Below are 26,036 nucleotides of genomic sequence, written 5' to 3'. Positions count from 1 at the left end.
GTCCACCATGCGGACCAGCCAGAGCGCCCCCGTTCCCCGTTCCCCGTTCCCCGCTCCCCAACCCAGCCATCCATCGCTTCATCGCGAAACAAAGATATACTTGCCCGCATCACGACAGGGAGCCCCACGATGCCGGCCGTCAGTTTCGAGTTTTTTCCGCCCAAGACCGAAGAGCAGCGCGTGCAGCTGGACCGCACCGTGACGGCGCTGAAGTCGTATCAGCCGGACTATGTATCGGTGACCTTCGGTGCCGGCGGCTCCACCCTGAGCTATACCGGCGAGACCGCGCGCCACCTGCACCAGCAGCACAAGCTGTCCGCCGCGCCGCATCTTTCGTGCGTGGGCGGCAACCGCGCCGAGCTGGCCGCCTTGCTGGACGACTACCGCGCCGCCGGCTATCGCCGCATCGTGGCGCTGCGCGGCGACCTGCCCTCGGGCATGGCTACGCCGGGCGATTTCCGCTACGCCGCCGAACTGGTGCGCTTCATCCGCGAGCACAGCGGCGGCCATTTCCACATCGAGGTGGCGGCCTACCCGGAAACCCATCCGCAGGCCGACGACGCCCTGCGCGACCTGCAGCATTTCAAGGCCAAGGTCGACGCCGGCGCCGATGGCGCGATCACCCAGTATTTCTTCAACGCCGATGCCTATTTCCGCTTCGTCGACGACGTGCAGCGGCTGGGCGTGAACGTGCCGATCGTGCCGGGCATCATGCCGATCACCAACTACAGCCAGCTGCAGCGGTTCTCCGACATGTGTGGCGCCGAGATCCCGCGCTGGATCACCCAGCGCATGCGCGCCCACGGCGACGATGCCGACGCCGTGCGCAAGCTGGGCACCGAGGTGGTGACGACGCTGTGCCGGCGCCTGCTCGATGGCGGTGCGCCGGGGCTGCACTTCTATACGCTGAACCGGGCCAAGGCCACCGAGGCGGTGCTGAAGCAACTGGCGTAGGGCGAAGTCCTGAGGAATCGTCGTCCCAGCGAAACGCTTTTCAACGGCCGAAGGGCCGGTCACGCTGGGATCCAGTGCCTCGGCTGTCACATGGAGGCACTGGATTCCAGCTTTCGCTGGAATGACGGCAAAGAACTGATCGGGCCTCTCTGGGTAGCGAGCTATGCTGCCTACCATGCGCTTGCCTTTCGCCCTGCTGGTCGCCGCCCTGCCCGTCATGGCCCCGGCGCAGACGGCCATCCATCGCTGCATCGGCGCCAGCGGCAACCCCGTGTTCACCGACCAACCCTGCGCCACCATGCAGGCCTCGCCGGTGCGTGCATCGCCCAGCCCGGAAGACGCGCCGCCAGCCGCGCCGCCGATGCTGTGCGCCGCCACCCGCGATGACTTGCGCCAAGGCGTGGTGGACGCCTTCGCGCAGCAGGATGCCAATCGGCTGGCCGGCCTGATGCTCTGGAACGGCTACGGCCGCGGAGCCGCCATCGCCGATATCCAGGCCCTGGCCAACCTGGTGCGGCAGCCACTGCTGGGCATCGAGTTTCCCGGCGATCCCGCGCCGGCCAACAGCACGGGAGCGCCCTATCCCGACGCGGCGGTGCCCGCAACGGCCACGCCGGCCGCATCGATGCTGGTGCTGGACGTCGCCGATCGCACGGGCAGCGGTTCGCGCCAATGGCATTTCGACCTGGTGCACCGCGCCGGCTGCCTGTGGCTGCGCAACGCGGATTGACGGCTGGGCTCATCACGTCGGCATTGGCGGGCAGCGTTATCATGGTGGTTCCCCACGGAGAACCCACCATGGCGCAGCAGCAATACCCCGACTGGATCTGGCAGAACGGCAGCATCAAGCGCTGGCAGGACGCCACCGCCCACGTGATGTCGCATGCGCTGCACTACGGCTCCTCGGTGTTCGAGGGCATCCGCAGCTACGCGACACCTGACGGCGCGGCGATCTTCCGCCTCACCGACCATCTGCACCGGCTCTACCAGTCGGCCCGCGTCTACGACATGACGATCCCGTACAGCGCCGACGAGCTGGCGGCCGCCTGCCGCGAGGTCATCCGCCGCAACGGCCTCGACGCCGCCTACCTGCGCCCCGTGGCCTATCGCGGGCTGGGCGGCTTCGGGCTGTCCGCCGATACACCGATCGACGTGGCCGTGGCCGCCTGGCCGATGGGCCCCTACCTGGGCGCCGAAGCGCTCGAGAACGGCATCGACGCCTGCGTGTCCAGCTGGCAGCGCTTCGCGCCCAACACCATCCCGGCCGGCGCCAAGGCCGGCGGGAATTATCTTTCCGGCCAGCTGATCGCGCGCGAGGCGCGCCGGCTCGGTTTCGGAGAGGGCATCGCGCTGGCGTCCACCGGCCTGCTCAGCGAGGGTGCGGGCGAGAACCTGTTCCTGGTGTTCGACGGCGTACTGCACACGCCGCCGGCCAGCGCCTCGCTGCTGGCGGGCATCACCCGCCACACGCTGGTGACGCTGGCCCGCGAGGACGGCATCGAGGTGGTCGAGCGCGACCTGCCGCGCGAATACCTCTACCTCGCCGATGAGATCCTGATGTGCGGCACCGCCGCCGAGATCACCCCGATCCGCTCCGTCGATGGCAAACAGATCGGCACCGGCAAGGCCGGCCGCGTCACCCTGCGCCTGCAGGAATTGTTCTTCGGCCTGTTCGACGGCCGCACGCACGACAAGTGGGGCTGGCTGGAGCAGGTGTAGCCGCCTGCTCCCTCCCCTGCAAAGCAGGGGAGGGCTGGGGAGGGGTGCTCTTCGCCGACGTCAAAAGCACCCCCTCCCAGCCTCCCCCTGCAAGCAGGGGGAGGAGCCAAGAGCTCAGCCGAACTTGATGCAGGCCACCGCGCCGTTGCCGTCGTCGCGCGGGCGCATGGAGACATCCCATCCGTAGAGCTCGCACAGCCGGCGCACGATCGCGAGGCCCAATCCGGCGCCGCTGCCCCCGGCGCCTTCGCCGCGCACGCCGCGCTGGAACAATCGCTCGGCGTCCTCTGGCTTGATGCCGGGGCCGGTGTCGATCACCTCGATGCGGCCGTCACCCACTTCGACCCGCACGGAGCCTTCCAGGGTGTACTTGATCGCGTTGCCGATCAGGTTGGTCAGCGCCACCGCCAGCACGGAGGCCGGCGCGTTGACGCTGACCGCCGGCTCGCGCACCGCCAGCTCGATCGTCAGCGGCTTGCCGCGCACCTGCGGACGCTGGCTTTCGATGACGTCGGCCGCCACCTTGCCCACCTCGGTGGTTTCGCCGCGGGTGGGGCCGCGACGCTCGGCGCGCGACAGCAGCAGCAGCGCCTCGATCAGCTCGGTGGCCTGGCGCGAGGCGCGCTCGATCCGCTTCAGCCGTTCGGCCAGTTTCGGGGTGAGATCGGGCGAACCCTGCAGCAGCTCGGTGGTGCTGGCGATCACCGCCAGCGGCGTGCGCAATTCGTGGCTGACGTCGGAGTTGAACTCGCGGTCGCGCTCCACCATCGCGGTGAGCCGCGCTGAATACTCGTCCAGCGCGTGTGCCAGCTCGCCCACCTCGTCGTCGGCGAAATACGGCGCCAGCGGCTCGGCCTTGCCCACCTTGCGGAAGTCGCGCAGACGATTGGCCAGCTCGGTCACCGGCTTGAGCACCTTGCGCGAAAGCCACAGCCCCAGCACCAGCGACAGCAGGCCGAACAGGAACACCGCGCCGATCACGCTGATCAGCAGTTGCTGCTTGCCAAGGTCGTCGCGGCTGACGTCGTATTTGACGAACGCGATCAAGCCGTATTTCCGGCTCACGGCAAGCTTGTAATGCCGTATTTCGCCATCCGGATCAGTTTCATAGATGTCGTGCACGCCACTGGGCAATGCCTGCCAGGACAGCGGCGCCTTGTAGAGCGTGCGATCGCTCCAGCCCCAACCCGTCATCAACTTGGAATAAAACGGCTGTCCCGGCGATTCATGCATCTGCTGGACATAGCTGTCCGCATCTCGCTGCAACGAGGAAACCACCAACTGATCCTCTACCTTGGCCCGCACATACAACGCGGCCACGGCAAACAACGCGCTGAGGCCGAAGCCGAACAGCGCGAAGGAGACGATCAATCGAAAGCGAAGCTTACGCCTGGACTGCATCCGGCTCGACCATCCGATAGCCAATGCCGTGGCGGGTGTGGATCAGCGGTTTGTCAAACGGCTTGTCGATTGCCGCGCGCAGGCCGTGGATGTGCACGCGCAGCGAATCGCTGTCCGGCAACTCCTCGCCCCACACCTTCTGCTCCAGGTCCTGCCGCGTCACCACCGAGGGGCTGGCCTCCATCAGCGCCTGCAGCAGCTTCAGCCCGATCGGGTTGAGCTGGATCGACTTGCCCTCGCGGTTCACCGTCAGCGTGTCGAGGTTGAAGGTGAGGTCGGCCACTTTCAGCACGCGGCTCTGCGGGCCCTTGCCGCGGCGGGCCAGCACTTCCAGCCGCGCCGACAGCTCCTGCAGCGCGAACGGCTTGGTCATGTAGTCGTCGGCGCCGGATTCGAAACCGGTCAGCTTCTGCTCCAGCGCATCGCGCGCGGTGAGCATCAGGATCGGCGTCTGCTTGTGCGCCTCGTGGCGCAGTTTGCGCGCCACGTCGAGCCCGTCCATGCCGGGCAGGGTAAGGTCCAGCACGATCACGTCGAAGTCGTGCACCACCGCCAGATGCAGCCCGGTGACGCCGTCGCCGGCGAAGTCCACCACGTGGCCGCGGTCTTCCAGGTAATCGCCGATATTGGTGGCGATGTCCGTGTTGTCTTCGATCACCAGAACGCGCATGCGTCACTCCGCTACGCAGCCGGCGGCAGGGGCCGGCTGGGGTTTGCAAGCTTAACAAAGCTTGGATGAAGGGCGCTTGCATTCCTGACGCCGAAGCGCAGGCAAGAAAAAGGCCCAGGTGAAACGACTCGCCGTCGCCGCACCTGGACCCAAGCTACTGCCCCGATACCGTCATCTGCCGTCACCGCCTCGCGGTTGAGGTGCCAGACAAAAACAGTGGGATCGTTATAGACGTTGGAAAGTTAGAGCTCGGTTAACCCCGCGTGTTTTGCGCCGTCGCCCAGCCGTTCACTTGCCCGCGTGCTGCTCCAGGTGCTGGATGATGTGGCCGGAAACGTTGACCCCGGTGGCCGCCTCGATGCCTTCCAGGCCGGGCGAGGCGTTCACCTCCAGCAGCAATGGACCGCGATTGGAGCGCAGCAGGTCGACCCCGGCAATGCCCAGCCCCAGCGTGCAGGCGGCGCGCACTGCGATGCGCTTCTCGTCGGCGCTCAAGGTGGCCGCCACGGCGCTGCCACCGCGGTGCAGGTTGGCGCGGAACTCGCCCGCACTGGCCACCCGCTGCATCGCCGCCACCACCTTCTTGCCCACCACGAAACAGCGCAGGTCGCTGCCGTTGGCCTCGGCCACGAACTCCTGCACCAGGAAGTTGGCGTACAGGCCGCGGAACGCCTCGATCACGCTCTGCGAGGCGCTGCGCTTTTCCGCCAGCACCACGCCGGTGCCCTGGCTGCCCTCGTTGAGCTTGATCACGTGCGGCGGGTCGCCCAGCATCGCCAGCACGTCGGCGGTGTCGTCGGGGTTGTCGCCAAACACCGTCACCGGCATGTCGATGCCCTGGGCTGCCAGCATCTGCAGGCAGCGCAGCTTGTCGCGCGCACGCAGCACCGCGTCGGACGGGTTGGGCGTGTACACGCCCATCATCTCCAGCTGGCGCAGCACCGCGGTGCCGTAGAACGTGCTGGAGGTGCCGATGCGCGGGATCACGCAATCGATGTCGCGCAGCGCCTTGCCCTGGTAGCGGATCGCCACCGCGCCCGGCGCGATGCGCACGTAGCAGCGCAGCGGATCGAGCACGCGCACCACGTGGCCGCGTTCGCGCGCCGCCTCCACCAGGCGCTTGGTCGAATACAGCCGGGTATTGCGCGACAGGATCGCGATTTTCATGCAAGGGTCATCGGCAAGGGGCCGCGGCCGGCATCGGCGGCCGCGGCTGGGTATAGGAACGGGCCGGGTCGACCATGAAGCGCCCGGTCAGGGCGCTGCGGCCGAGCAGCATCGGAAACAGCATGTGACGGCGGTCCACCAGGTTGATGTCGATCTCGAATTGCTGGCCGGCCAGTTGTACCGCGCTGCGGATGAACCAGCGCTCAGTGCGCCGACCGCCGGTGTCGGTCACCACGCGCCGGTCCAATGCCGGCGCCTCGCAACGGATCGCCTGCGGCTGCCTGCGGCCCACGTGCATGCCGAAGCGCAGCCAGATGGCACCATCGCGGTCGAAGGTTTCCAGCGTATCGACGTGCAACGCGCTGCTGCGCGCACCGGTGTCGAGCTTGGCCTTGAGCAGGCCGATGCCCAGCTGCGGCAGGCAAAGCCGCTCGCGCCATCCCAGTACCAGGAGATCCGCGGTGATCATGCAGGTTCGAGACGTCGACTGGGACCGGGGATGGAGCGGGTGAAGGGAATCGAACCCTCGTCAGTAGCTTGGGAAGCTACAGCTCTACCATTGAGCTACACCCGCGCTGGTCGCGGCATGGTAACCCGGGATTCGTGCGGTTGGAACTCCCGCCACACGCGCCCGGGCGCACGCTCGCAGTCGCTACAATGGCCGCCCCTTCGCCCCGGGCAAGCCGGCCCGCCGCCCGCCGCGCCACGCATCCACGATCAACGCATGACCGACACGCCGCACGACAACGCCCCCCACTACATGCGCCGCATCCGCAGCTTCGTGCTGCGCGAAGGGCGCATGACGCCCGCGCAGCAGCGCGCGTTCGACACGCTGTGGTCGCGCTTCGGCATCGACTACCGCGGCGCGGCGCAGGACTTTTCGGCCCGCTTCGGGCGCACGGCGCCGCTGGTGATGGAGATCGGCTTCGGCAACGGCGAAGCGCTGGCGTGGGCCAGCGAGCATGACGCCGCGCGCGATTTCATCGGCGTGGAAGTGCACGGGCCCGGCGTGGGCCGGCTGATGAACACGCTGGCCCAGCGTGATGCCACCAACGTGCGCCTGTACAAGCACGACGCAGTGGAGGTGCTGGAACACGAGATCACCCCCGGCACGCTGGCCGAGGCGCGCATCTGGTTTCCCGACCCGTGGCACAAGGCGCGGCACAACAAGCGGCGGCTGATCCAGCCGGAGTTCGTCGCCTTGCTGGCCTCGCGCATGGCGCCCGGTGGCTTGCTGCACCTGGCCACGGACTGGCAGGCGTACGCCACGCATATGCTGGACGTGATGGAGGCGGCACCGGATTGGCGCAATGACCTGGGACCCGGCCAATACGCAGAGAAACCTGCTTCGCGCATCGAGACGCACTTCGAGCGGCGCGGATTGAAACTGGGGCATGGGGTATGGGATTTGTTGTATCGCAGGGTTTGAGAGCAAGAGCTTTACCCCTCCCCAACCCTCCCCTGCAAGCAGGGGAGGGAGAACAACCGGCTTTTGCTCCTCCCCCTGCTTGCAGGGGGAGGTTGGGAGGGGGTCAAGCTTTTGACTTTTCCTCCAACACCCGAAAAATCTCCCTCACCACATCCTCCGTGCGCAACAGCACATCGTCGTTCCAGAACCGCAGCACGCGATAGCCTTCGCGTTGCAAAGCCGCACTGCGCCGTTCGTCGTATTCGATGGCGTCCAAATGTTGTCCGCCATCCAGCTCGATCACCAACCGCGCCGGCACACACACGAAATCCACGATGTAGCCGGCCAGCGGATACTGCCGGCGGAACTTGTGGCCAGCCAATTGACGGCGACGCAGGAAGTGCCACAGACGGCGCTCGGCGTCGGTGCTGCCGTTGCGCAGTTGGCGGGCGCGGGTCCATTGGCGCTGCATGGCGAATCCTTTCGCTGTTTGTCGTGCGGAAAAGCGTAACCCCCTCCCAACCTCCCCCTGCAAGCAGGGGGAGGAGCAGAGCCGCGTACTCCCTCATCGCTCGGATCGTGAGGGGCGCTGCGCTTTGCTCCTTCCCCTGCGCAGCAGGGGAGGGTTGGGGAGGGGGCGCTCTTGCCCTCCAGTTCACCAGCAACCGCTCCGCGCCGCTTATACTCACGCGATCCATCCAGGGACGAATCGTCGCAGCGTGAAGCTTCCACTGCCATCGCCTAGCCACTTGCGCGCAACGCCAACGCGGGACGCACGCTGATGGGTCTGTCGCTCACCCCCGACATGATCCTGGTGCTGGGCCTGGTGGGCTTCACCATGATCATGCTGGTGCTGGAGTGGATCCGCGCCGACATGGTGGCGCTGCTGGTGGTGGTGGTGATCGGGCTGACCGGGCTGATTCCTGCCGATCGCGTGTTCAACGGCTTCGCCGGCAACGCGGTGATCGCGATCATCGCGATCATGATCATGGGCGAGGGGCTGGACCGCGCCGGCGTGCTCAACCTCACTGCCAACTTCGTGATGCGCATGGCGCGCGGGGCGGAGTCGCGTCTGGGCGTGGTGATCAACCTGGTGGCCAGCCTGTTCAGCGCGGTGATCCCCAGCCAGGCGCTGGCGGCGATCATGATCCCGGTCAGCAGCCGGTTGTCGGCGCGCACCGGCGTGCCGTTGTCGCGGCTGTTGCTGCCGATGGCGTTCTGCATCCTCACCGCCACCAACACCACGCTGATCGCCAACTCGCCGCTGATCGTGCTGAACGACCTGATCGCCAGCGCCAACGCCAACTTGCCGCCGGGCGCCCACACGATCCCGAAATTCGGCCTGTTCAGCGTCACCCCGATTGGCCTGGCATTGGCTTTCGTGGGCGTGGGCTATTTCTATTTCTTCGGCCGCAAGCTGCTGCCCGGGCACGAGGACGAACGGCTGAAGGTGACGCCCGGTCGCACCGAGAGCTATTTCGCCGAAACCTACGGCATCGGCGGCGAGACGGCCGAGCTCACCGTCACCGCGGAAAGCCCGCTGGTGGGCATGAGCATCGGCGAGGCCGAACAACTGCACGAGGCGCCGCTGATCCTGGCGATCAAGAGCGGCAATGAGGCGCGCATGGCGCCACCGGCCGATCACGTGATCTGGGTGGGCTCGGTGCTGGGCGTGCTGGGCCCGCGCGAGCAGCTCAGCCAGTTCGCCAACAACCAGCTGTGCCGGCTGTCGCCACGCATGCGCCAATTGGGCGAGCTGTTCAACCCGACCCGCGCGGGCATTTCCGAGGTGGTGATTCCGCCGGTGTCGCGTTTCATCAAGCAGACCATTGGCGAGCTGCGGCTGCGCAAGCGCTACGGCATTTCGGTGCTGGCGGTGAACCGCGGCGACCAGGTGTTTCGCGACGATGTGCGCGCGGTCTCGCTGCGCGCCGGCGACACCGTGGTGCTGCACAGCAACTGGCGCGACCTGTCGCTGGCGGCCGAGGACAAGGACCTGGTCGTCGTCACCGACATCCCCAAGCAGGAGCAGCGCCCCGGCAAGATCTGGCAGGCGGTCGGTTTCTTCGTGATGGCCAAGTGCCTGGCCCTGTTCACCAACCTCGACCTGTCGGTGGCGATGATGACCGGCGCCATCGCGATGCTGCTGTCGGGCGTGCTGAACATGGACGAGGCGTACAAGGCGATCAACTGGAAGACGATCTTCGTCACCGCCTGCCTGATCCCGCTGGGCTGGTCGATGGATTCCACCGGCACCGCCGCGTGGCTGGCGCAGCAGGTGCTGCATTACCTGGGCGGCGCCTCGCCGTACGTGCTGCAGGTCGTGCTGGGCGTACTGACGCTGCTGTTTTCGCAGGTGATGTCGAACGTGGGCGCCACCGTGATGATGGTGCCGATCGCGATCAGCGTGGCGGTGGCCACCGGCGGCAACCCGTCGGCGTATGCGTTGATCGTGGCGGTGTCCTCGTCCAACACCTTCCTGCTGAGCTCGGGCCATCCGGCGCTGATGATGGTGACCGGTCCGGGTGGCTATCGCAGCAAGGATTTCCTGCGCGTGGGCCTGCCGCTGACGGCGCTGGTGCTCACGGTGACCATCGTGGCGATCAACTTGGTCTTCCGCTGATCGGGCTCAGGCCAGCCAGACCTGGTCGCCCTCCACCCGCAACGGCACCGCGCGCAGGCTTTCGCCGCGACAGGGGCCGGCCACGCACACGCCGGCCTGGCGCAGGAAGCTGGCGCCGTGCACGGCGCAGATCAGGGTGTCGTCCTTGAGCAGGAATTTCCCCGGCGCGTAGTCGAGACGGCGGCCGGCATGGGGGCACACATTGCGATAACCGCGAACCTGCGCGCCATCGCGCAGCAGGATCAGGCTTTGCCCGCCATCGGCCAGCGGCGCATCGACCGCTGTCGCGCCGCCGTCGGGAATATCCATCAGCCGGCACAGCGGCGAAACGGTGGTGATTGTGTCCATCGGCACTTGCCTCGGAGGCCGGTTGGCCCCATGGTTGCGCTCGCAAGTCATTGATTTTACCACACGGATTTTTAACACATGCACTTTTCACTCCCCTCCATGCGTCGCTCCCGCCATCCGTTGGCCCGTGCCTTGTCGCTGTTGCTGGGCATGGCGCTGGTCGGTGTGTTGCTGGTGTTCGGGTTGGTGGTGGCCGGGGTGCTGATGGTGGGCGGCGTGGTGCTGCTGGCATGGCGGTACTGGACGAACGGCCGCAAGCTGGCGCCTGCCGCGGCCCCGCGCGCACGCCAGCCGGAAGTGCTGGAAGGCGAATTCGTGGTGCTGCACCACCACCGGCCGATGGCTCACTGAGCGCTGGCCAGCGCGTAGACGCGCAAAAAGGGTGGCAAGAGGCGGATAATCCAGCGCCGTCTCCGGATATCCCACCCCACCATGTCCGACCTTTCGACCTGCGCGGCGGCTGGAGCGCCGCGCTCCCTGGCCGATCCCCGTTTGCTGATTCCGCTGGCGCTGTTCGCGCTGTTCGTGATCTGGGGATCGACCTATCTCGGCATCCGCTTCGCGCTGGAAAGCTACCCGCCGTTCCTGCTTGCCGGCATGCGTTTCCTGTGCGCCGGCGTGGCCATGTACGGCTTCCTGCGGTTGCGCGGCATGGCCGCACCCACATTCCCGCAATGGCGCAACGCGGCGTTCACCGGCCTGTTGCTGCTGGGCATGGGCAACGGATTGGTGTGCTTTGCCGAGGAGCGGGTCAGCTCGGGCATCGCTGCCGTGTCGGTGGCCAGCATGCCGCTGTTCGCGGCGCTGTTCTCCGGGATGTACGGCCAATGGCCCCATCGCCGCGAAAGCCTGGGCCTGGCGATCGGCTTCGCCGGCGTGATCGTGCTGAACCTGGGCAGCAGCCTGTCCGGCTCGCCGGTGGGCGCGCTGGCTCTGCTGGTGGCGGCCGCCTGCTGGGCCTTCGGCTCGGTCTGGAGCCGTGGCCGCGACATGCCGCCAGGGCCGATGAACACCGCCGCGCAGATGCTCTGCGCCAGCGTCGCCTTGCTGCTGGTTGGCTATGCCGCCGGCGAACATCTGCCCGCGCACCCCACCCTGCACGCCACGCTGGCGCTGGCCTACCTGGCGGTGTTCGGGTCGATCATCGCGTTCAGCGCCTACCTGTATGTGCTGAAGCACGCGCGCCCCGCCCTGGCCACAAGCTACGCCTACGTGAACCCGCCGGTGGCGGTGCTGTTCGGCGTGCTGCTGGCCGGCGAACACGTGGGGCCGTATGACCTGGTGGGCATGGCGATCATCCTGGTCGGCGTGGGGGCGATCACGCTGGCCAAGCAGAAGCGTTAGCCTCGCTGCTACTTGCTCCCTCCCCTGCAAAGCAGGGGAGGGTTGGGGAGGGGTGCTTTTGATCTTCACGTCAAAAGCGCTACCCCCTCCCAACCTCCCCCTGCAAGCAGGGGGAGGGGCAAACGGAACGCCGCCGTTGGCGGCGCTGGCGCTGTTTCATTAAAGCGGGGGTGCGCAGCATGAACACACGGCAAGACCGCTGGATGGCGCGCGCGGCCCTGCGCAGCGCCGCATGGGCGGAACGCTGGTTTCCCGACGCCTGGGTGTTCGCCGCACTGGGCGTGGTCGTGGTGGCACTGGCCGCGTTTGCCTTCGGCGCCACGCCAACGGCCACCGTCAACGCATTCGGCAGCGGCTTCTGGAGCCTGATCCCGTTCACCATGCAGATGGCGTTCGTGGTGATCGGCGGTTACGTGCTGGCCACCGCACCGGTGGTGGCGCGTTTCATCGACGTGCTGGCGCGGGCGCCGCGCAGCGGGCGCGGCGCGATCGTCTACATCGCCCTGGTCAGCATGCTGGCCTCGCTGCTGAGCTGGGGCTTTTCACTGGTGTTCGGTGGCCTGCTGGTGCGCGCGCTGGCGCGGCGCGACGCATTGCACATGGATTACCGCGCGGCCGGCGCGGCGGCGTATCTCGGCCTGGGCGCGATCTGGGCGATGGGGCTGTCGTCGTCGGCGGCGCAGTTGCAGGCTAACCCGGCCAGCATGCCGCCGGGGCTGCTGGCGATCACCGGCGTGCTGCCCTTCAGCCAGACCATCTTCCTGTGGCAGTCGATCGTGCTGACCGCGGTGCTGATCGTGGTTTCGCTGCTGGTGTGCTGGTTCACCGCGCCGTCGGATGCGAACGCGCGCACCGCGAAAGACTTCGACATCGGCGAAAGCTCCACCCCCGCGTTGCCGCCGCGCACGCGCCCGGGCGAGTGGCTGGAATACAGCCCGCTGCTGGCGCTGGCGATCGGTCTGCTGGGGCTGGGCTGGCTGGGCCACGAGTTCGCCACCAAGCCGGCCGTGACCGCGATCGCCAATCTCAACACCTACAACTTCCTGTTCCTCACCCTGGGCATCCTGCTGCACTGGCGCCCGCGCAGCTTCCTCGACGCGGTGCATCGTGCCGTGCCGAGTACCGCCGGCGTGCTGATCCAGTTCCCACTGTACGGCGGTATCGCCGCCCTGCTCACCCACGTGCCCGGCGCCGATGGCGCGACACTGGCGCACCGACTGTCGAACCTGTTCGTGCACATCGCCGGCCAGGAAAGCTTCCCCGCGGTGATGGGCGCGTACTCGGCAATCCTGGGTTTCTTCGTGCCTTCCGGCGGCGGCAAGTGGCTGGTCGAGGCGCCGTACGTGATGCAGGCGGCGAACGACCTGCACGTGCACCTGGGCTGGGCGGTGCAGGTGTACAACGCGGCCGAGGCGCTGCCCAACCTGATCAACCCGTTCTGGATGCTGCCCCTGCTCGGCGTGCTGGGACTGAAGGCCCGCGACGTGGTCGGCTACACCTTCGTGCAACTGGTGGTGCACGTGCCGCTGGTGCTGGGCATGCTGTGGCTGCTGGGGATGACGCTGGACTACGTGCCGCCGGTGATGCCGTAAGAGCGAGGAGTGAGGGAAGAGAAGTGAGAAGTGAGAAGTGAGAAGTGAGAAGTGAGAAGTGAGAGAGAGCGAGCGCCGCGATCGGCGTGCGCCTTCTCTCACTTCTCACTCCTCTCCACTCACTTCTGCCTTCTACAGCTCGCGCAGGGCCGTGGTCACCGGCAGCCGCGCCGCGCGCACGGCGGGGAACAGGCCGCCGACGAAGCCGATCGCCATCGCCCACTTGATGCCCAGCCACAGCAGTTCCGGCGAAACCTTGAACTGGAACACCACCTGGCTGAAGTTGGCGCCCAGCGTGGAGGCGGTATAGCCGTTGAAGATCAGCCAGCTGATCAAGCCGCCCAGCACGCCGCCGAGCAATGCCAGCAGCATGGTTTCCATCAGCACCGAAACCACCACCGGCAGGCCGCGAAAACCGATCGCGCGCAGCGTGGCGATCTCGCGGGCGCGCGAGGCGATGGCGGCGAACATGGTGTTGAGTGCACCGAAGATCGCGCCGATCGCCATGATCACGCCCACCGTGATGCCGACGATGCGGATCACCTTGGTCAGGCTCTCGGACTGCTTGCTGAAGTACTCGCGGGTGGTACTGACGTCGATCTTCAGGCGCGGGTCGCTGGACAGCGCGGCCTTGAACGTGTCGAACGCCTGCGGCGAGGTCAGCCGCACGGTCACCGATTGCGCGCTGCTGCCGCGGCGATAGGCCGAGGCCACCGTCTGCGCGTCGCCCCACAGCTCCGAGTCGTGCGAATCACCCGACGCGAACTCGCCCACGATGGACCACTCCTGCCCGGCCAGGCGCAGCCGGCTGCCCACGTCCAGCCCGGCGAACTGGCGCATCGCGCCCTGGCCCACCACCAGCTCGCGCAGGCCGGGCTTGAAGCGGCGGCCCTGCACGATCTTCACGTTCGGCCGCAAGGTCCAGGCTTCGTCGTCCACACCGCGGATCGGCACGTTCGCGTCCACGCTGGGGTCGTTGCGCTTGGGCAGGTTGGCAACCACCGACTGTTCGGCAGAGGCCACCGGCTTGCCGTCGGCGCTGCGCGCCACGCCCGGCGCCTGGATGATGGCGTTGATGCTGTCGCGGTCGAGCACGGAGTTCAGCTCGGCATTGGAGCCACCGCGCAGCACGATCGCGGTGTCGTCCGAGCCGGTCTGCTGCAGGGTGCTCTGGAAGCCCTCGCCCATCGCCAGCATCGCCACCAGCACGCCGACCACGCCGGCGATGCCGACCACGACCACCAGCGAGGCACCGATGCGCTGGCGCAAGCTGCTGATGCCCACGCCGGTGATCGAGAGCGTTTGCCGCCCGCGCCGGGTCAGCACCAGCCACAGCGCCAGCACCACCAGCAGCGCCAGCACGGCGGTCCACGGCAGGCGCGACCAGACCAACAGGCCGGCGATCACGATGGCGACCAGGCCCAGGCCGCGCAGGAAGGATTTGAATGTGCGCATATCCGATTCTCCTCAGCGGCCAGCCAGTGCATCGACGATGTTCAAGCGCATCGCCCGCCACGCCGGCAACGCGCCCACCACCAGGCCGATCAGCACCATCAGGCCCACGCCCATCGCCCAGCTGCCCGCGCCCACCGGCGGCAGGTTGATCATGCCGCCGCTGCCCTTGCCGATGGCTGGCGCCAGCACGGCGGCCAGGCCCAGCCCGATCACGCCGCCGATCAGGAGCAGCAGCACCGATTCGGCCAGCACCAGCGCCAGCACGCTGCGGCTGGAGAAGCCGATCGTCTTCAGCACCGCCAGTTCCGAGGTGCGCTCGCGCACCGCCTGCGCCATGGTGTTGGCGGTCAAGAGGATCAGGGTGAAGAACACCGCGCCCATGATCGAGCCCACGATCAGGCCGATGTCGCCCAGCTGCTTGGCGAACGAGGCGCTGAAGGCCTGCTCGGTCTGGGTCTTGGTTTCATGGTCGGAGTTGGCCGACAGCGCATCGATCGCATGCGCCACCCGGTCGCCCAGCGCCGGGTCGGTGAGCCGGTCGACATACCAGCCGACCGTGCCGTTGCCGAACGCGTTGGCCTCGTCGAAATATTTCCAGTGCAGCAGGAACAATTGGTCCAGGCCGTTGGCCGCGTCCTTGTCCACGGTGAAGATGCCCTCGATGTCGAAGGTCCAGGTCTTGGAGCCGTTCTTCAGCGGGAAGATGGTCGACTGCAGCGGAATCTTGTCGCCCACCTTCCAGCCGTATTTCTGCGCCAGCTTGTCGCCGATCACCGCGCCAGTGCGGTTGCCGTCGAAGGCCTTGCGCTGCTCGGCCGACAGGTGGATTTCCGGATACAGGTCGAGGTAGTTCGGGCTCACCGCGTAGCTGAAGACGAAGTTCTTCGGGTCCTGGTAGATGCCGCCGAACCAGTTGGCGTGGCCCACGTCGCGCACGCCGGGAATCACGGCGATGCGCGCCCCCAGCGATTCGGGCAGGGGCTGGATGATCGAGTAGCGCGACGAGGTGACCAGCCGGTCCACGCCCACGATGCCCTGGCTGCCGGAATCGAACGCGGTACGCACCGCGTCGAGCATGCCAAACAGCAGGAACGCGGCGACGATCGATACCAGGGTGAGGATGGTGCGGGTCTTGCGCCGGAACAGCGCGGCCCAGATCAGATGGAGGTATTTCATGGCCGCCTCCTCACGCCGTGGCCGATTCGACGAGCGTGCCCTTGTCCAGGTGCAGCGTATGGCTGGCGTACTCCGCGGCCTTGGGATCGTGCGTGACCATCACGATGGTCTTGCCGTGATCGCGGTTGAGCTGTTGCAGCAGGCCCAGCACATCCTCGGCGGACTGGCGATCAAGGTCGCCGGTCGGTTCGTCGCAGACCAGGAGGGCCGGGTCCGAAACGATCGCACGGGCGATCGCCACGCGCTGCTGCTGGCCGCCCGACAGTTCACTGGGCTTGTGGCTGGCGCGGTCGGCCAGGCCCACCAATTGCAGCGCGATCGCCGCATTCTTCTTGCGCTGCGCCGCCGACAGTTTGGTCAGCAGCAGCGGCAATTCCACGTTGCGCTGCGCCGACAGCATCGGCATCAGGTTGTAGAACTGGAAGATGAAACCGACATTGGACGCACGCCATTTCGCCAGCGCGCCGCCACCGAGCTGGTCGATGCGCTGGCCACCCACGCTGATGCTGCCGGCACTGGGCGTATCGAGGCCGCCGATCAGGTTGAGCAAGGTCGTCTTGCCCGAGCCGGACGGGCCCATCAGCGCCAGGAAGTCGCCTTCGGCGATGGCCAGGTTGACGTGGTGCAGCACTTCGACCTTCTGCTTGCCGCGGGTGTAGCTCTTGGCGAGGTTCTGGATGTCGATCAGCGTGGCCATGGCGTTCTCCAGTAGATGTCGAATGTGTGTAGGAGCGCACCCTGTGCGCGATGCTTTCTGGCCCGCAATCCGTCGCGCACAGCGTGCGCTCCTACGGGCTCTTCTGCGTTTGGACGTCCGAACCATCTTTCAATGCCGGCGGCGGCGACACCACCACGCTCTCGCCCGCGCTCACCGCGGCCGGCAGCAGGCGCAGGTCGCCGTAGGTCTGCGCGGCCGGCATTACCGTGCGCTGATGCACCCGGTCGCCGTCGAGCACGAACACCACGCTGTGGCCGTCGCGCTGCACGATCGCGGTGGCCGGCACCAGCACGCCCTGCGGCGGCGCGGCGCCGGTTTTCGCCTTCTCTTCCAGGAACGACACCCGCGCGCCCATGTCCGGCACTACGCGCGCATCCTTCTGCTCCAGCGCCACGCGCACCTTGATGGTGGCCTTGCCACGGTCGGCGGTGGGCACGATGGCGACCACGTGGGCGGGGATCTTCCAGTCCGGGTAGGCATCCAGCACCGCCTCGGCCGGCATGCCGGGCTTGACGCGGCCGATGTATGCCTCGTTGACGTCGACGTCGATTTCCAGCGAATCCATGTCCACGATGGTGCCCACGCCGGTGCGGGTGAAGCCGCCGCCGGCGGACAGCGGCGAGATGATCTCGCCCACCTGCGCGTCCTTGGTGGTGACCACGCCGCTGAACGGCGCGCGCACCACGGTGTAGTCGAAATTCACCTTCGCCACCACCGCCTGGGCATCGGCGGCATGTGCCTGCTGGCGCTGCGCGGCGAGCTGGGCGCGCAGCGCGTCGACCTGGGTCTGCGCCTGCTCGGCGCTCTGCCGCGACACCAGCCCGCGCGCGACCAGCTGCTGCTGGCGCTTCGCGTCGTGCTGGGCCTGATCCAGCTGCGACTGGTATTGCCGCACCAGCGCATGCGCCGCATCGGCCTGCGCCTTCACCGCGGCCAGCGTGGCCTTGTAGCCGCTATCGTCCAGCCGCGCCAGCACCTGGCCCTCGGTGACGCGATCGCCTTCCTCGATCAGCACCGCGGTGAGCGTGCCGGTGATCTGCGCCGACACGGTGGCCTGGCGCCGCGCGGTGACGTAACCGGTGGCCTGCAATACCGCACCGGATTCTCCCGCGGCGGCGGGCGCCACGGCGGTGGCGGTTTTCACCGGCAGCGGGCGATGGCTCAGCCACAGCCAGGCGCCGGCGCCAAGCACGGCCAGCAGCACCAGCACGCCGCCGGCAATCCACGGCCAGCGGCCCGGGCCGCTGTCGTGCGCCTCGCGCTGGTTGCGGTCGATGCGCAATTCCTTCAACAGCTCGGCGTTGTCCACCCTCACTCCCCGACCGGTTTGCCCGGTGTGCAATGCATGCAAGATTGATCGATCGCGCGTGGTGCGGTCAGGGTGCGGCATCAGCCATCGTCGATGACAGCTGTCACCCGGGCCACGCCCCACCGTGGTTTGCTACGCTTGGCCGATGAGCTACATCATCGATCCGCCCGCCCTTCCCAGCCTGCCCGTCATCGGCAGCGACCAGCGTTTTGCCGTCCGCCGCGTATTCTGCATCGGCCGCAATTATGCCGATCATGCCGCGGAAATGGGCTCGGTGCCCGACCTGGAACAGCCGATGTTTTTCTGCAAGCCGGCCGACGCCGTGGTCAGCGATGGCGCCGACGTGCCGTACCCCTCGGCGACGGCGTCGCTGCACCACGAAGTCGAGATGGTGGTGGCGCTGGCCGGTGGCGGTATCGACATCGAGGCCGGCAAGGCGACAGCACTGGTCTTCGGCTACGGCGTCGGGCTGGACCTGACCCGCCGCGACCTGCAGGCGCGGGCCAAGGAAAAAGGCCATCCCTGGGACGTAGCCAAGGCGTTCGACCATTCCGCCCCGGTATCCGCCCTGCGCCCCGCCGCCGAAGTCACGCCAGGCGCGGACACCGTGCTGCGGCTGGAGGTCAACGGCGAGCCGCGCCAGCAGACCACGCTGGAGCACATGCTGCACGGCGTGCCGCAGATCATCGCCGCGCTGTCGCGGCTGTTCGAGCTGAAGGCCGGCGACCTGATCTTCACCGGCACGCCGGCCGGCGTGGCCGCGCTGCAGCGCGGCGACCGCTTTCACGCCGAACTGGCGGGCGTGGCCGAACTGGACGGCCGGATCGTCTGACCTCACCCGCCCGGCGCCGCGCACTCCCTGTCCGTACGCGCGGCCAGGCGGTAAAGTCGTCGGGCCATCCGACACCACACAGGAGTACATGCAGCATGAGCATGCTTAGCGAATTCAAGACCTTCGCCATGCGCGGCAACGTCATCGACCTGGCGGTCGGCGTGGTGATCGGCGGGGCGTTCGGCAAGATCGTCACCTCGCTGGTGGATCAGATCATCATGCCGCCGATCGGCTGGATCACCGGCGGCGTGGATTTCTCGCGACTGAAATGGGTGATCAAGCCCGCGGACGACAGCGACCCCACGCACAAGGTGGCCGAGGTGGCCATCCAGTACGGCGCGTTCATCAATACGGTGGTGCAGTTCCTGATCATCGCGTTCGTGATTTTCCTGGTGGTCAAGGGCATCAACCGGCTCAGCCGCAAGCAGGAAGAGGCCCCCGCCGCGCCACCGGCCGACGTGGTTCTGCTGACCGAGATCCGCGATCTGCTGAAAAACCGCCAGTAAGCTCATCTGCCTCCCGCAGGAGCGACTTCAGTCGCGATGCTTTTGCCTGAAGCCGCACGGCCGAAGCATCGCCGCCGAAGCCGCTCCCACAATGACTTCTGGCCTAAGCGCCGATGGATCATCACGCCATAATCGGGGTTTCCTCCGCGGAGTGCCCCGATGCGCCGTCTTCCCTTCACCCTGTTCGCCGCCAGCGCGCTACTGGCCAGCGGTATCGCCAGCGCGGCCACTACCACGATTCCGGCCTCAGCCGTAAAGACGGCCAAACAGCTGCGCGACCAGGCGCTGCATGACGACACCGGCTACCGCATCGTCGCCTCGCTGACTACCGAGGTCGGTGCGCGCATGGCGGGCAGCGAAGCCGACCAGCGCGCCCGCGACTGGGCGGTCGCCAAGTTCAGGGCGCTCGGTTACGACAAGGTCTATACCGAAGCGGTGAGCTATCCGAAGTGGGTACGCCGCAGTGAGCATGCCGCCATCGTGGCGCCGTTTCCGCAGCCGCTGGTGGTGACCGCGCTGGGTTATTCGCCGGGCACGCCCGAGGGCGGGCTCAGCGCGCAGGTGGTGAAGTTCGACAGCCTGGATGCGCTGAAGGCGGCCGACCCGGCCAGCGTGAAAGGCCGCATCGTCTACGTCGGCTACCGCATGCAGCGCGCGAAGGACGGCCACGGCTACGGCATGGGCTCGGCCGTGCGTACCGCCGGTCCGGTGATTGCCGCCGCCAAGGGCGCCGCCGGCTACCTGCTGCGCTCGGCCGGCACCGATGCGCACGAGCGCATTGCCCACACCGGCGTCACCGGTTTTCGCGACCGGGCCGCGAAGTCGATCCCCGCCGCCGCCCTTTCCAACCCCGACGCCGACCAGCTGGAGCGCGCGCTGGCCTATGACCAGCCGGTGACGGTGAAGCTGGATCTGGATTGCGGCTTCGACGGCAACTACACCGGCGCCAACGTGATCGGCGAGATCACCGGCGGCAAGCATCCCGACCAGGTGGTGGCCATTGGCGGGCACCTGGATTCGTGGGACCTGGGCACCGGCGCGATCGACGACGGCGCCGGCGTGGCCATCGCGATGGCGGCCGGCAAGCTGATCGGCGACCTGCCGCAGCGCCCCGACCGCACCATCCGCGTGATCGCGTTCGCCAACGAGGAAATGGGCCTGTGGGGCAGCCGCGCCTATGCCGAAAAACATGCCGGCGAGGTCAACCAATTCCAGCTGGGCACGGATTCGGATTTCGGCGCCGGCCCGATCTGGCGCATGAGCGCCAGCGTCAAGCCCGACGCGCGCGCCGCCATCGAGCAGATCGCCGCTGTCCTGGCGCCGCTGGGCGTGGCCTATGACACCCGGCGTCCCGGTGGCGGCGGGTCGGACCTGTCGCAAATGCACGCCAGGGGCATGGCCGCACTGTCGCTGACCCAGGACGGCACAAAGTATTTCGACTGGCACCACACCGCCAACGACACGCTGGACAAGATCGATCCGCAGGAACTGGCGCAGAACGTGGCCGTGTACGCCGCGTTCTCGTACATGGCCGCGCAGGCGGATGGGGACTTCGGCTCGGCGCCCGGCGCGTTCGCCAAGGACGGCGCCGACGACTGACGACTTCAGCCGCACTCCGGGATCGCAAACCCCTTCAGCCCCGGCACGGCCGGCGCCGCATCAATCCGCCAACGCGGCGGTATCGGTGCGTCCCGGCGCCGGGAAGCGCTTCTGCAGCTGATCCATGTAGATGTAGATCACCGGCGTCAGGTACAGCGTCAGCACCTGCGAGAAGACCAGCCCGCCGACCACCGCCAGGCCCAGCGAGCGGCGCACTTCCGCACCGGCGCCGATGCCCAGCGCGATCGGCAAGGTGCCGGCCATCGCGGCCATCGAGGTCATCATGATCGGTCGGAAGCGCACGCGGCAGGCCTCGAAGATCGCCTGCGCTGGCACCATGCCTTCCTCGCGCTGCCGCTCCAGCGCGAAGTCGATCAGCATGATCGCGTTCTTCTTGACGATGCCGATCAGCATCACGATGCCCACGAAGGCGAACAGGTCCAGCGAGGCACGGAAGATCGCCAGCGTCAGCAGCGCGCCGACCGCCGCCGCGGGCAGGCCGGACAGGATGGTCAGCGGGTGGATGAAGCTCTCGTACAGGATGCCCAGCACCAGGTAGATCACGAACACCGCCAGCAGCAACAGCATGCCCATGCCCTGCATGGATTGCTGGAATGCCTGCGCCGTGCCCTGCACGCTGCCGCTGATGGTGGCCGGCAGGCCCATCTTCTGCATCGCGCCGTCGATGCTGGCCACCGCATCGCTCAAGCTGTAGCCCGGCGCCAGGTTGAACGACACCGTGACGGCGGGCAGCTGGCCCTGGTGGTTGACGGTCAGCGCCTGCGGCTCGCGCCTGAAACTGGCCACGGCGCCCAGCGGCACCAGCGCACCGCTGCTGGAGGTGACGTACAGCCGCGACAACACCGACGGATCGTTCTGCAGCTGGCGATCCACCTGCAGGATCACCCAGTACTGCGTGGCCGAGCCGTAGATGGTGGAGATCTGGTTTTCGCCGAAGCCGATGCCCAGCGCGGTCTGCACCTGCGCCATGGTGAGCCCCAGCGGCGCCAGCTTGCTGCGGTCCACGTTCACCACGATCGAGGGGCTGTTGAGGTCAAGGTCGTTGGTGACATCCTCGAAGCCGGGCAGCGCGGCAAACGCGCGCGTGACCTTGCCGCTCCACTCGTACAGCGCCGGCATGTCGATCGACTGCAGCGTGTACTGGTATTGCGACTTGGACTGGCGCCCGCCGATGCGGATTGCCGGCGTGTTCTGGATGTACGCGCGGATGCCGGGCACCGCGGCCAGCTTCGGGCGCAGCTCCTGGATGATCTGCTCCGGGCTGAGCTTGCGCTCGCTGGGCGGTTTCAGCATCAGCAGGATCGAGCCGTTGTTGACCGTGCTGCGCGAGCCGCCGGCGCCGATGCTGGACATGTAGCCGGCGATGTTCGGGTCGGCCGCCACGATGTCCACCAGCTGCTGCTGGCGCGCGCCCATGCCCTCGAAGGAGATGTCCTCCGGGCCCTCGGTGTTGACGTGCAGCTGGCCGTTGTCGCCGGCCGGGATGAAATCCTTCGGCGCCACGTAGAACAGTAGCGCGGTGGCCAGCAGGCTCAAGCCGAACGCGCCCAGCACGATGCGCGGGCGATCCATGCACCAGCGCAGGCTGTCCATGTAGCCGCGCGTGACCGCGCCGAAGCCGCGGTCGAAGCCACCGATCAGCCAGTTCTTCCTGGTGTGGTCGTGCGCCTTGATGAAGCGGCTGCACAGCATCGGCGTCAGCGTGATCGCCACGATGCCGGAGATCAGGATCGCCACGCTGATCACCACCGCGAACTCATGGAAAAGCCGGCCCACGATGCCGCCCATGAACATCACCGGGATGAACACGGCGATCAGCGACAGCGTCATCGAGAAGATGGTGAAGCCGATCTCGCTGGCGCCGCGCAGTGACGCCTCGTACGGTGGCACGCCCGCTTCCATGTGGCGCACGATGTTTTCCAGCATGACGATCGCGTCGTCCACCACGAAACCCACCGCCAGGGTCAGCGCCAGCAGCGAAAGGTTGTCCAGGCTGTAGCCCAGCGCGTACATCACGCCGAACGTGCCCAGCACCGAGATCGGCAGCGCCACCGCCGGAATCAGCGTGGCCGACAGGCTGCCCAGGAACAGGTAGATCACGAACACCACCAGCACGCCGGCCAGCAGCAAGGTGAACTGCACATCGTCCACCGAGGCGCGGATGGACTGCGAGCGATCGTAAAGCGTGTCCAGTTTCACCGATGGCGGCAGGCCGGCGCGGAAGCTGGGCAGCACGGCTTTTATGCGATCCACCGTGGCCACGGTGTTGGCGCCGGGCTGGCGCTGGATCGCCAGCACGATCGCGCGGGTGCCGTTGTACGAGCTGGATTTCTGGTCGTCCTGCACGCTGTCGCGGGCCACGCCGATGTCGCGCACATGCACCGGCGCACCGTTGCGGTACGCCACCACCACGTCGTTGTACGCCGCCGCGCGCTGCAACTGGCCGTCGCTGCGGATCGGCAACTGCTGGCGCGCGCCGTACAGCGAGCCGGTGGACTGGTTGACGTTGGCGTCGGCGATCGCGTCCTGCACCTGGTCGATACCGATGCCGGCGGCGGCCAGCCGGTCCGGATTCACGCTGATGCGCACGGCGTATTTCTGCGAGCCGTACACGTTCACCTGCGCCACGCCGTCGACCATCGACAACTGCTGCGCCAATTCGGTCTCGGCGTATTCGTCGACCTGGGTCAGCGGCATCGTCGAGGAGCTCATCGCCAGGTACAGGATCGCCGCGTCGGCCGGGTTGACCTTGCGGAAGGTGGGTGGCGTGGTCATCTCCCTCGGCAGCTGGCGCAGCGCCGAGGAAATGGCCGACTGCACGTCCTGCGCGGCGGCGTCGATGTTGCGGTCAAGCTCGAAGGTCAGCGTGATCGAGGTGGAACCCAGCGCGCTGGTGGAGCTCATCGAGCTGATGCCGGCGATGGTGGAGAGCTTGCCTTCCAGCGGCGTGGCCACCGCCGAGGCCATCGTCTCCGGCGACGCGCCCGGCAGCTTGGCGCTGATACTGATGGTGGGAAAATCCACGTTCGGCAGTTCGTTCACCGGCAAGCGCGGATACGCCACGATGCCGAACACCAGCAGCGCCGTCATCAGCAGCGTGGTCATCACCGGGCGGCGGATGCAGAGCTGGGGGATGTTCATCGCACCGCCCCGGCGCGCGCGGTGCCCGACGGATGGACGTCCATACGGCGATCAGCGCGTGACGGCATGCGCGCGCGCTCCATCGACCAGCAGCATCTGTCCCTCGGTCACCACCTTCTCGCCACCCTGCAGGCCCTTGTCGATCACGGTGCGTCCCGCACTGGTGGGGCCGGCGGTGACCGGGCGCTGCTGCACTTTTCCATCGGCGCCCAGCACGAACACGAAGCTGCCGCTGGTGGAACTCTGCAAGGCATGCACCGGCACGCTGACCACGTTGGTGAGCCGCGTGGTAGGCAGGCTCACCTGCACGAACTGACCGGGGGTGAGGCGGTGGTCGGCGTTGTCGAAGCGCGCCTTCAGCACGATGGTGCCGGTGCTGGCGTCCACCGCGTTGTCGATGAACTCGAGCGTGCCGGCCAGCGGCGCGCCGTGGTCGCCGGACACCGTTACCTGCACCGGCACGTCGCCGCGCGAACGCGCATCGCGCACGGCCGGCAGCGTGTCCTCGGGGATATTGAACGCCACGCGCACCGGTTCGATCTGGTTGAGCACCACGATGTCGGTGCTGTCGGCGCTGATCTGCGCACCGGGATACACCAGCGGCGCGCCGGTGACGCCGTCGAACGGCGCCTCGATGCGCGCGTAGTCGAGCTGGGTCCGCGCCAGCTCCTGCGCGGCCTGGTCGCTCTGCAGCGTGGCCTTGGCCACGGCCAGGTTGGCCTGGTACAGGTCATAGTCGGCGCGGGAGACGAAGCCCTTGCCGAGCATGTCGGCATAGCGCTTCTGGTCGGCCTGTGCCTTCTGCAGTTGCGCGCGGTCGCGCGCCACGTTGCCGCGCGCCTGGTCCAGCTGCGCCTGCAGCAATCGCGGATCGATCTGCGCCAGCACGCTGCCCTTGCGCACATGCGTGCCCGGCGTGAACGCCAGCGACTCCAGCTGGCCCGACACCCGCGCGCGCACGGTCACCGTGGACCACGCCTCCACCCGGCCCACCAGCTGCAACGAAAGCTCGATGTCGCCGCGCCTGGTGCTGGCCACTTCCACCGGTACCGGCGCAGCGGCCTGCCCCGCCGCTTTTGCGTCGTCATGCTTGCCGGTCGATGTCCCGAAATGCAGCGCCAACGCCAGCACCAGCAGAACGGCAGCAAGAAGGACGGCTTTTTTCCAGGACATGCGCGGCGGATTCTCGATCGGCACGCCGCGCGATGCGGCGGGGATGGCAGGGTGACGATGGCCGCCACGGCGGGGAGCGCGGGCAACGGAAATACAACGCCAATCCCGTGCAACGGTTGACAGCCGACTCGCACGGCTCCCGATTATGTCGCCGATCCGCCGCGGCCGGACGGGGACTGGTGGCACTGGCCCCGCTGGCGACCGCGCTCAGCTGCCGCTGCTGTCGTCGGCCTGTTCCAGCGCCAGCAGGTTGTCCTTGATGCGGCCGATCACTGCCAGCGCCTGCTCCAGCTCGGCGTGGTCGATGCCGCGGGTGGCATCCTTGCGCAGGCCGCGCGCGATCAGCTCCATGCCGCCGATGACGTCGCGCGCCTGCTCGGTGATGTAAAGCCGCCAGGCGCGGCGATCCTTGGGATCGGGGCGACGCTCGACGAAACCGGCCGCCTGCAGGCGATCGATCACGCGGCCCACGGCGATCGGCTCCATCTCCAGGTATTCGGCCAGCTCGGTCTGCCGCAGACCCTCGCGGTGGTACAGCATCTTGGTGGCGCGCCACTGCGCCCGGGTCAGCCCGAACGCCACCGCGCGCCGGTCGAAATGCTTGCGGAACAGCAAGGTCACGTCGCTGAGCAGATAGCCGAAGGAGACGTCTTCCGTTTTTGCCATGATCTACCGCCCTTCTTCACCCGACACGTACCTCGCTGGCAGCATACGTCGGGGCCATCGGCCAAACCAAGCCTCGGAGCGTGGGCGGCAGAAACACAAGTGGCTGCGGCTTCGTGGTTTTGGCCATTTTTTCCGCTCCTTTTCGTTGAATAGCTACGGCTATTCGTCTCAAATGATCGAAAAAACTGACGCAAAACCGCTTTGCCTCGCTCAC

24 protein-coding genes and 1 tRNA gene are annotated in these 26,036 nt (G+C 67.4%); 11 read left to right on the top strand and 14 right to left on the bottom strand.

All coding sequences use genetic code 11. The annotated features are described in order from the left end of the window. The first annotated feature begins 129 nt into the window (after positions 1-129). From metF to ABD017_RS08285, 3 genes are all read left to right on the top strand, one after another. Positions 130-954, top strand: a complete 825-nt coding sequence (gene metF / locus ABD017_RS08295) for a methylenetetrahydrofolate reductase [NAD(P)H] (protein ID WP_343882016.1) — start codon at positions 130-132, stop codon at positions 952-954. 175 nt (positions 955-1,129) lie between these two features. After that, positions 1,130-1,684 carry a DUF4124 domain-containing protein gene (locus ABD017_RS08290; protein ID WP_343882014.1) on the top strand — a complete coding sequence of 185 codons (555 nt, stop codon included), beginning with the start codon at positions 1,130-1,132 and terminating at the stop codon, positions 1,682-1,684. Positions 1,685-1,752: 68 nt separating this feature from the next. Continuing rightward, the gene (locus ABD017_RS08285) at positions 1,753-2,673 is read left to right on the top strand and encodes a branched-chain amino acid transaminase (protein ID WP_343882012.1); all 921 of its coding nucleotides are present in this window, start codon (positions 1,753-1,755) and stop codon (positions 2,671-2,673) included. 114 nt (positions 2,674-2,787) lie between these two features. Here ABD017_RS08285 and ABD017_RS08280 read toward each other — a convergent pair whose 3' ends face one another. From ABD017_RS08280 to ABD017_RS08260, 5 genes are all read right to left on the bottom strand, one after another. Next, on the bottom strand, positions 2,788-4,074 hold the full coding sequence (locus ABD017_RS08280; protein WP_343882010.1) for a sensor histidine kinase: 1,287 nt from the start codon (positions 4,072-4,074) through the stop codon (positions 2,788-2,790). Next, complete coding sequence (locus ABD017_RS08275; RefSeq protein WP_343882008.1) at positions 4,058-4,744, bottom strand: response regulator transcription factor; 687 nt, start codon at positions 4,742-4,744, stop codon at positions 4,058-4,060. Before ABD017_RS08275 ends, ABD017_RS08280 begins: the two co-directional genes overlap by 17 nt. A 288-nt stretch (positions 4,745-5,032) precedes the next feature. Further along, positions 5,033-5,911, bottom strand: a complete 879-nt coding sequence (gene rimK / locus ABD017_RS08270; protein ID WP_343882007.1) for a 30S ribosomal protein S6--L-glutamate ligase — start codon at positions 5,909-5,911, stop codon at positions 5,033-5,035. Between the two features lie 7 nt (positions 5,912-5,918). Beyond that, positions 5,919-6,380: an ATP-dependent zinc protease family protein gene (locus tag ABD017_RS08265; RefSeq protein WP_343882006.1), complete on the bottom strand. Its 462-nt coding sequence runs from the start codon at positions 6,378-6,380 to the stop codon at positions 5,919-5,921. Positions 6,381-6,411: 31 nt separating this feature from the next. Next, positions 6,412-6,485: transfer RNA gene (locus ABD017_RS08260), tRNA-Gly, on the bottom strand. A 150-nt stretch (positions 6,486-6,635) separates the two neighbouring features. On the opposite strand from ABD017_RS08260, the gene trmB reads away from it, so the two are divergent. After that, entirely contained in the window at positions 6,636-7,340 is a 705-nt protein-coding gene (gene trmB / locus ABD017_RS08255) for a tRNA (guanosine(46)-N7)-methyltransferase TrmB (protein WP_343882004.1), read from the top strand. 103 nt (positions 7,341-7,443) lie between these two features. Here trmB and ABD017_RS08250 read toward each other — a convergent pair whose 3' ends face one another. Beyond that, a complete protein-coding gene (locus tag ABD017_RS08250; protein WP_343882002.1) occupies positions 7,444-7,791 on the bottom strand; it encodes an endonuclease domain-containing protein in 348 nt (115 codons plus the stop codon). 309 nt (positions 7,792-8,100) lie between these two features. Here ABD017_RS08250 and ABD017_RS08245 point away from each other — a divergent pair, with 309 nt between their 5' ends. Continuing rightward, a complete protein-coding gene (locus tag ABD017_RS08245) occupies positions 8,101-9,942 on the top strand; it encodes an SLC13 family permease (protein WP_343882000.1) in 1,842 nt (613 codons plus the stop codon). Positions 9,943-9,948: 6 nt separating this feature from the next. Here ABD017_RS08245 and ABD017_RS08240 read toward each other — a convergent pair whose 3' ends face one another. Next, the gene (locus tag ABD017_RS08240; protein ID WP_343881998.1) at positions 9,949-10,290 is read right to left on the bottom strand and encodes a Rieske (2Fe-2S) protein; all 342 of its coding nucleotides are present in this window, start codon (positions 10,288-10,290) and stop codon (positions 9,949-9,951) included. Positions 10,291-10,368: 78 nt separating this feature from the next. Here ABD017_RS08240 and ABD017_RS08235 point away from each other — a divergent pair, with 78 nt between their 5' ends. The 3 genes from ABD017_RS08235 to ABD017_RS08225 all read left to right on the top strand — a co-directional run bounded on the left by ABD017_RS08235 (position 10,369) and on the right by ABD017_RS08225 (position 13,226). Further along, positions 10,369-10,641, top strand: coding sequence for a hypothetical protein (locus ABD017_RS08235; RefSeq protein WP_343881996.1), 273 nt, complete (start codon positions 10,369-10,371; stop codon positions 10,639-10,641). An 81-nt stretch (positions 10,642-10,722) separates the two neighbouring features. Continuing rightward, positions 10,723-11,634, top strand: coding sequence for a drug/metabolite exporter YedA (gene yedA, locus ABD017_RS08230; RefSeq protein WP_343881994.1), 912 nt, complete (start codon positions 10,723-10,725; stop codon positions 11,632-11,634). Between the two features lie 203 nt (positions 11,635-11,837). After that, positions 11,838-13,226: a short-chain fatty acid transporter gene (locus ABD017_RS08225; RefSeq protein ID WP_343882229.1), complete on the top strand. Its 1,389-nt coding sequence runs from the start codon at positions 11,838-11,840 to the stop codon at positions 13,224-13,226. Positions 13,227-13,358: 132 nt separating this feature from the next. Here ABD017_RS08225 and ABD017_RS08220 read toward each other — a convergent pair whose 3' ends face one another. The 4 genes from ABD017_RS08220 to ABD017_RS08205 form a co-directional block, all read right to left on the bottom strand. Beyond that, positions 13,359-14,681 carry an ABC transporter permease gene (locus tag ABD017_RS08220; RefSeq protein ID WP_343881992.1) on the bottom strand — a complete coding sequence of 441 codons (1,323 nt, stop codon included), beginning with the start codon at positions 14,679-14,681 and terminating at the stop codon, positions 13,359-13,361. Between the two features lie 12 nt (positions 14,682-14,693). Further along, the gene (locus tag ABD017_RS08215) at positions 14,694-15,857 is read right to left on the bottom strand and encodes an ABC transporter permease (RefSeq protein ID WP_343881990.1); all 1,164 of its coding nucleotides are present in this window, start codon (positions 15,855-15,857) and stop codon (positions 14,694-14,696) included. 10 nt (positions 15,858-15,867) lie between these two features. Continuing rightward, on the bottom strand, positions 15,868-16,554 hold the full coding sequence (locus ABD017_RS08210; protein WP_343881988.1) for an ABC transporter ATP-binding protein: 687 nt from the start codon (positions 16,552-16,554) through the stop codon (positions 15,868-15,870). Positions 16,555-16,645: 91 nt separating this feature from the next. Beyond that, positions 16,646-17,884: an efflux RND transporter periplasmic adaptor subunit gene (locus tag ABD017_RS08205; protein WP_343881986.1), complete on the bottom strand. Its 1,239-nt coding sequence runs from the start codon at positions 17,882-17,884 to the stop codon at positions 16,646-16,648. 145 nt (positions 17,885-18,029) lie between these two features. Between ABD017_RS08205 and ABD017_RS08200 the strand changes: the two genes are divergently transcribed. The 3 genes from ABD017_RS08200 to ABD017_RS08190 all read left to right on the top strand — a co-directional run bounded on the left by ABD017_RS08200 (position 18,030) and on the right by ABD017_RS08190 (position 20,821). Next, positions 18,030-18,716, top strand: a complete 687-nt coding sequence (locus ABD017_RS08200; RefSeq protein ID WP_343881985.1) for a fumarylacetoacetate hydrolase family protein — start codon at positions 18,030-18,032, stop codon at positions 18,714-18,716. 95 nt (positions 18,717-18,811) lie between these two features. Further along, the gene (mscL, locus tag ABD017_RS08195; protein WP_343881983.1) at positions 18,812-19,222 is read left to right on the top strand and encodes a large-conductance mechanosensitive channel protein MscL; all 411 of its coding nucleotides are present in this window, start codon (positions 18,812-18,814) and stop codon (positions 19,220-19,222) included. Between the two features lie 159 nt (positions 19,223-19,381). Beyond that, positions 19,382-20,821 (top strand): M20/M25/M40 family metallo-hydrolase, encoded by a 1,440-nt coding sequence (locus ABD017_RS08190; RefSeq protein ID WP_343881981.1) that lies wholly within the window; start codon positions 19,382-19,384, stop codon positions 20,819-20,821. 60 nt (positions 20,822-20,881) lie between these two features. On the opposite strand, the gene ABD017_RS08185 is transcribed toward ABD017_RS08190, so the two are convergent. From ABD017_RS08185 to ABD017_RS08175, 3 genes are all read right to left on the bottom strand, one after another. After that, positions 20,882-23,983 (bottom strand): efflux RND transporter permease subunit, encoded by a 3,102-nt coding sequence (locus tag ABD017_RS08185; RefSeq protein ID WP_343881979.1) that lies wholly within the window; start codon positions 23,981-23,983, stop codon positions 20,882-20,884. A 51-nt stretch (positions 23,984-24,034) separates the two neighbouring features. After that, positions 24,035-25,156, bottom strand: coding sequence for an efflux RND transporter periplasmic adaptor subunit (locus tag ABD017_RS08180; protein WP_343881977.1), 1,122 nt, complete (start codon positions 25,154-25,156; stop codon positions 24,035-24,037). Positions 25,157-25,363: 207 nt separating this feature from the next. Further along, a complete protein-coding gene (locus ABD017_RS08175; RefSeq protein WP_343881975.1) occupies positions 25,364-25,822 on the bottom strand; it encodes a MarR family winged helix-turn-helix transcriptional regulator in 459 nt (152 codons plus the stop codon). Positions 25,823-26,036: the final 214 nt, after the last annotated feature.

Origin of the sequence: Rhodanobacter caeni (assembly GCF_039523575.1) — a bacterium.
In the GTDB taxonomy this organism is placed as follows: Bacteria; Pseudomonadota; Gammaproteobacteria; order Xanthomonadales; family Rhodanobacteraceae; genus Rhodanobacter; species Rhodanobacter caeni.
This window is presented reverse-complemented; position numbering and strand designations above follow the sequence as displayed.

Coding starts and splice junctions, on each gene's coding strand:
- metF (WP_343882016.1), top strand. CDS start 130: ATGCCGGCCGTCAGTTTCGAGTTTTTTCCGCCCAAGACCGAAGAGCAG.
- ABD017_RS08290 (WP_343882014.1), top strand. CDS start 1,130: ATGCGCTTGCCTTTCGCCCTGCTGGTCGCCGCCCTGCCCGTCATGGCC.
- ABD017_RS08285 (WP_343882012.1), top strand. CDS start 1,753: ATGGCGCAGCAGCAATACCCCGACTGGATCTGGCAGAACGGCAGCATC.
- ABD017_RS08280 (WP_343882010.1), bottom strand. CDS start 4,074: ATGCAGTCCAGGCGTAAGCTTCGCTTTCGATTGATCGTCTCCTTCGCG.
- ABD017_RS08275 (WP_343882008.1), bottom strand. CDS start 4,744: ATGCGCGTTCTGGTGATCGAAGACAACACGGACATCGCCACCAATATC.
- rimK (WP_343882007.1), bottom strand. CDS start 5,911: ATGAAAATCGCGATCCTGTCGCGCAATACCCGGCTGTATTCGACCAAG.
- ABD017_RS08265 (WP_343882006.1), bottom strand. CDS start 6,380: ATGATCACCGCGGATCTCCTGGTACTGGGATGGCGCGAGCGGCTTTGC.
- trmB (WP_343882004.1), top strand. CDS start 6,636: ATGACCGACACGCCGCACGACAACGCCCCCCACTACATGCGCCGCATC.
- ABD017_RS08250 (WP_343882002.1), bottom strand. CDS start 7,791: ATGCAGCGCCAATGGACCCGCGCCCGCCAACTGCGCAACGGCAGCACC.
- ABD017_RS08245 (WP_343882000.1), top strand. CDS start 8,101: ATGGGTCTGTCGCTCACCCCCGACATGATCCTGGTGCTGGGCCTGGTG.
- ABD017_RS08240 (WP_343881998.1), bottom strand. CDS start 10,290: ATGGACACAATCACCACCGTTTCGCCGCTGTGCCGGCTGATGGATATT.
- ABD017_RS08235 (WP_343881996.1), top strand. CDS start 10,369: ATGCACTTTTCACTCCCCTCCATGCGTCGCTCCCGCCATCCGTTGGCC.
- yedA (WP_343881994.1), top strand. CDS start 10,723: ATGTCCGACCTTTCGACCTGCGCGGCGGCTGGAGCGCCGCGCTCCCTG.
- ABD017_RS08225 (WP_343882229.1), top strand. CDS start 11,838: ATGGCGCGCGCGGCCCTGCGCAGCGCCGCATGGGCGGAACGCTGGTTT.
- ABD017_RS08220 (WP_343881992.1), bottom strand. CDS start 14,681: ATGCGCACATTCAAATCCTTCCTGCGCGGCCTGGGCCTGGTCGCCATC.
- ABD017_RS08215 (WP_343881990.1), bottom strand. CDS start 15,857: ATGAAATACCTCCATCTGATCTGGGCCGCGCTGTTCCGGCGCAAGACC.
- ABD017_RS08210 (WP_343881988.1), bottom strand. CDS start 16,554: ATGGCCACGCTGATCGACATCCAGAACCTCGCCAAGAGCTACACCCGC.
- ABD017_RS08200 (WP_343881985.1), top strand. CDS start 18,030: ATGAGCTACATCATCGATCCGCCCGCCCTTCCCAGCCTGCCCGTCATC.
- mscL (WP_343881983.1), top strand. CDS start 18,812: ATGAGCATGCTTAGCGAATTCAAGACCTTCGCCATGCGCGGCAACGTC.
- ABD017_RS08190 (WP_343881981.1), top strand. CDS start 19,382: ATGCGCCGTCTTCCCTTCACCCTGTTCGCCGCCAGCGCGCTACTGGCC.
- ABD017_RS08185 (WP_343881979.1), bottom strand. CDS start 23,983: ATGAACATCCCCCAGCTCTGCATCCGCCGCCCGGTGATGACCACGCTG.
- ABD017_RS08180 (WP_343881977.1), bottom strand. CDS start 25,156: ATGTCCTGGAAAAAAGCCGTCCTTCTTGCTGCCGTTCTGCTGGTGCTG.
- ABD017_RS08175 (WP_343881975.1), bottom strand. CDS start 25,822: ATGGCAAAAACGGAAGACGTCTCCTTCGGCTATCTGCTCAGCGACGTG.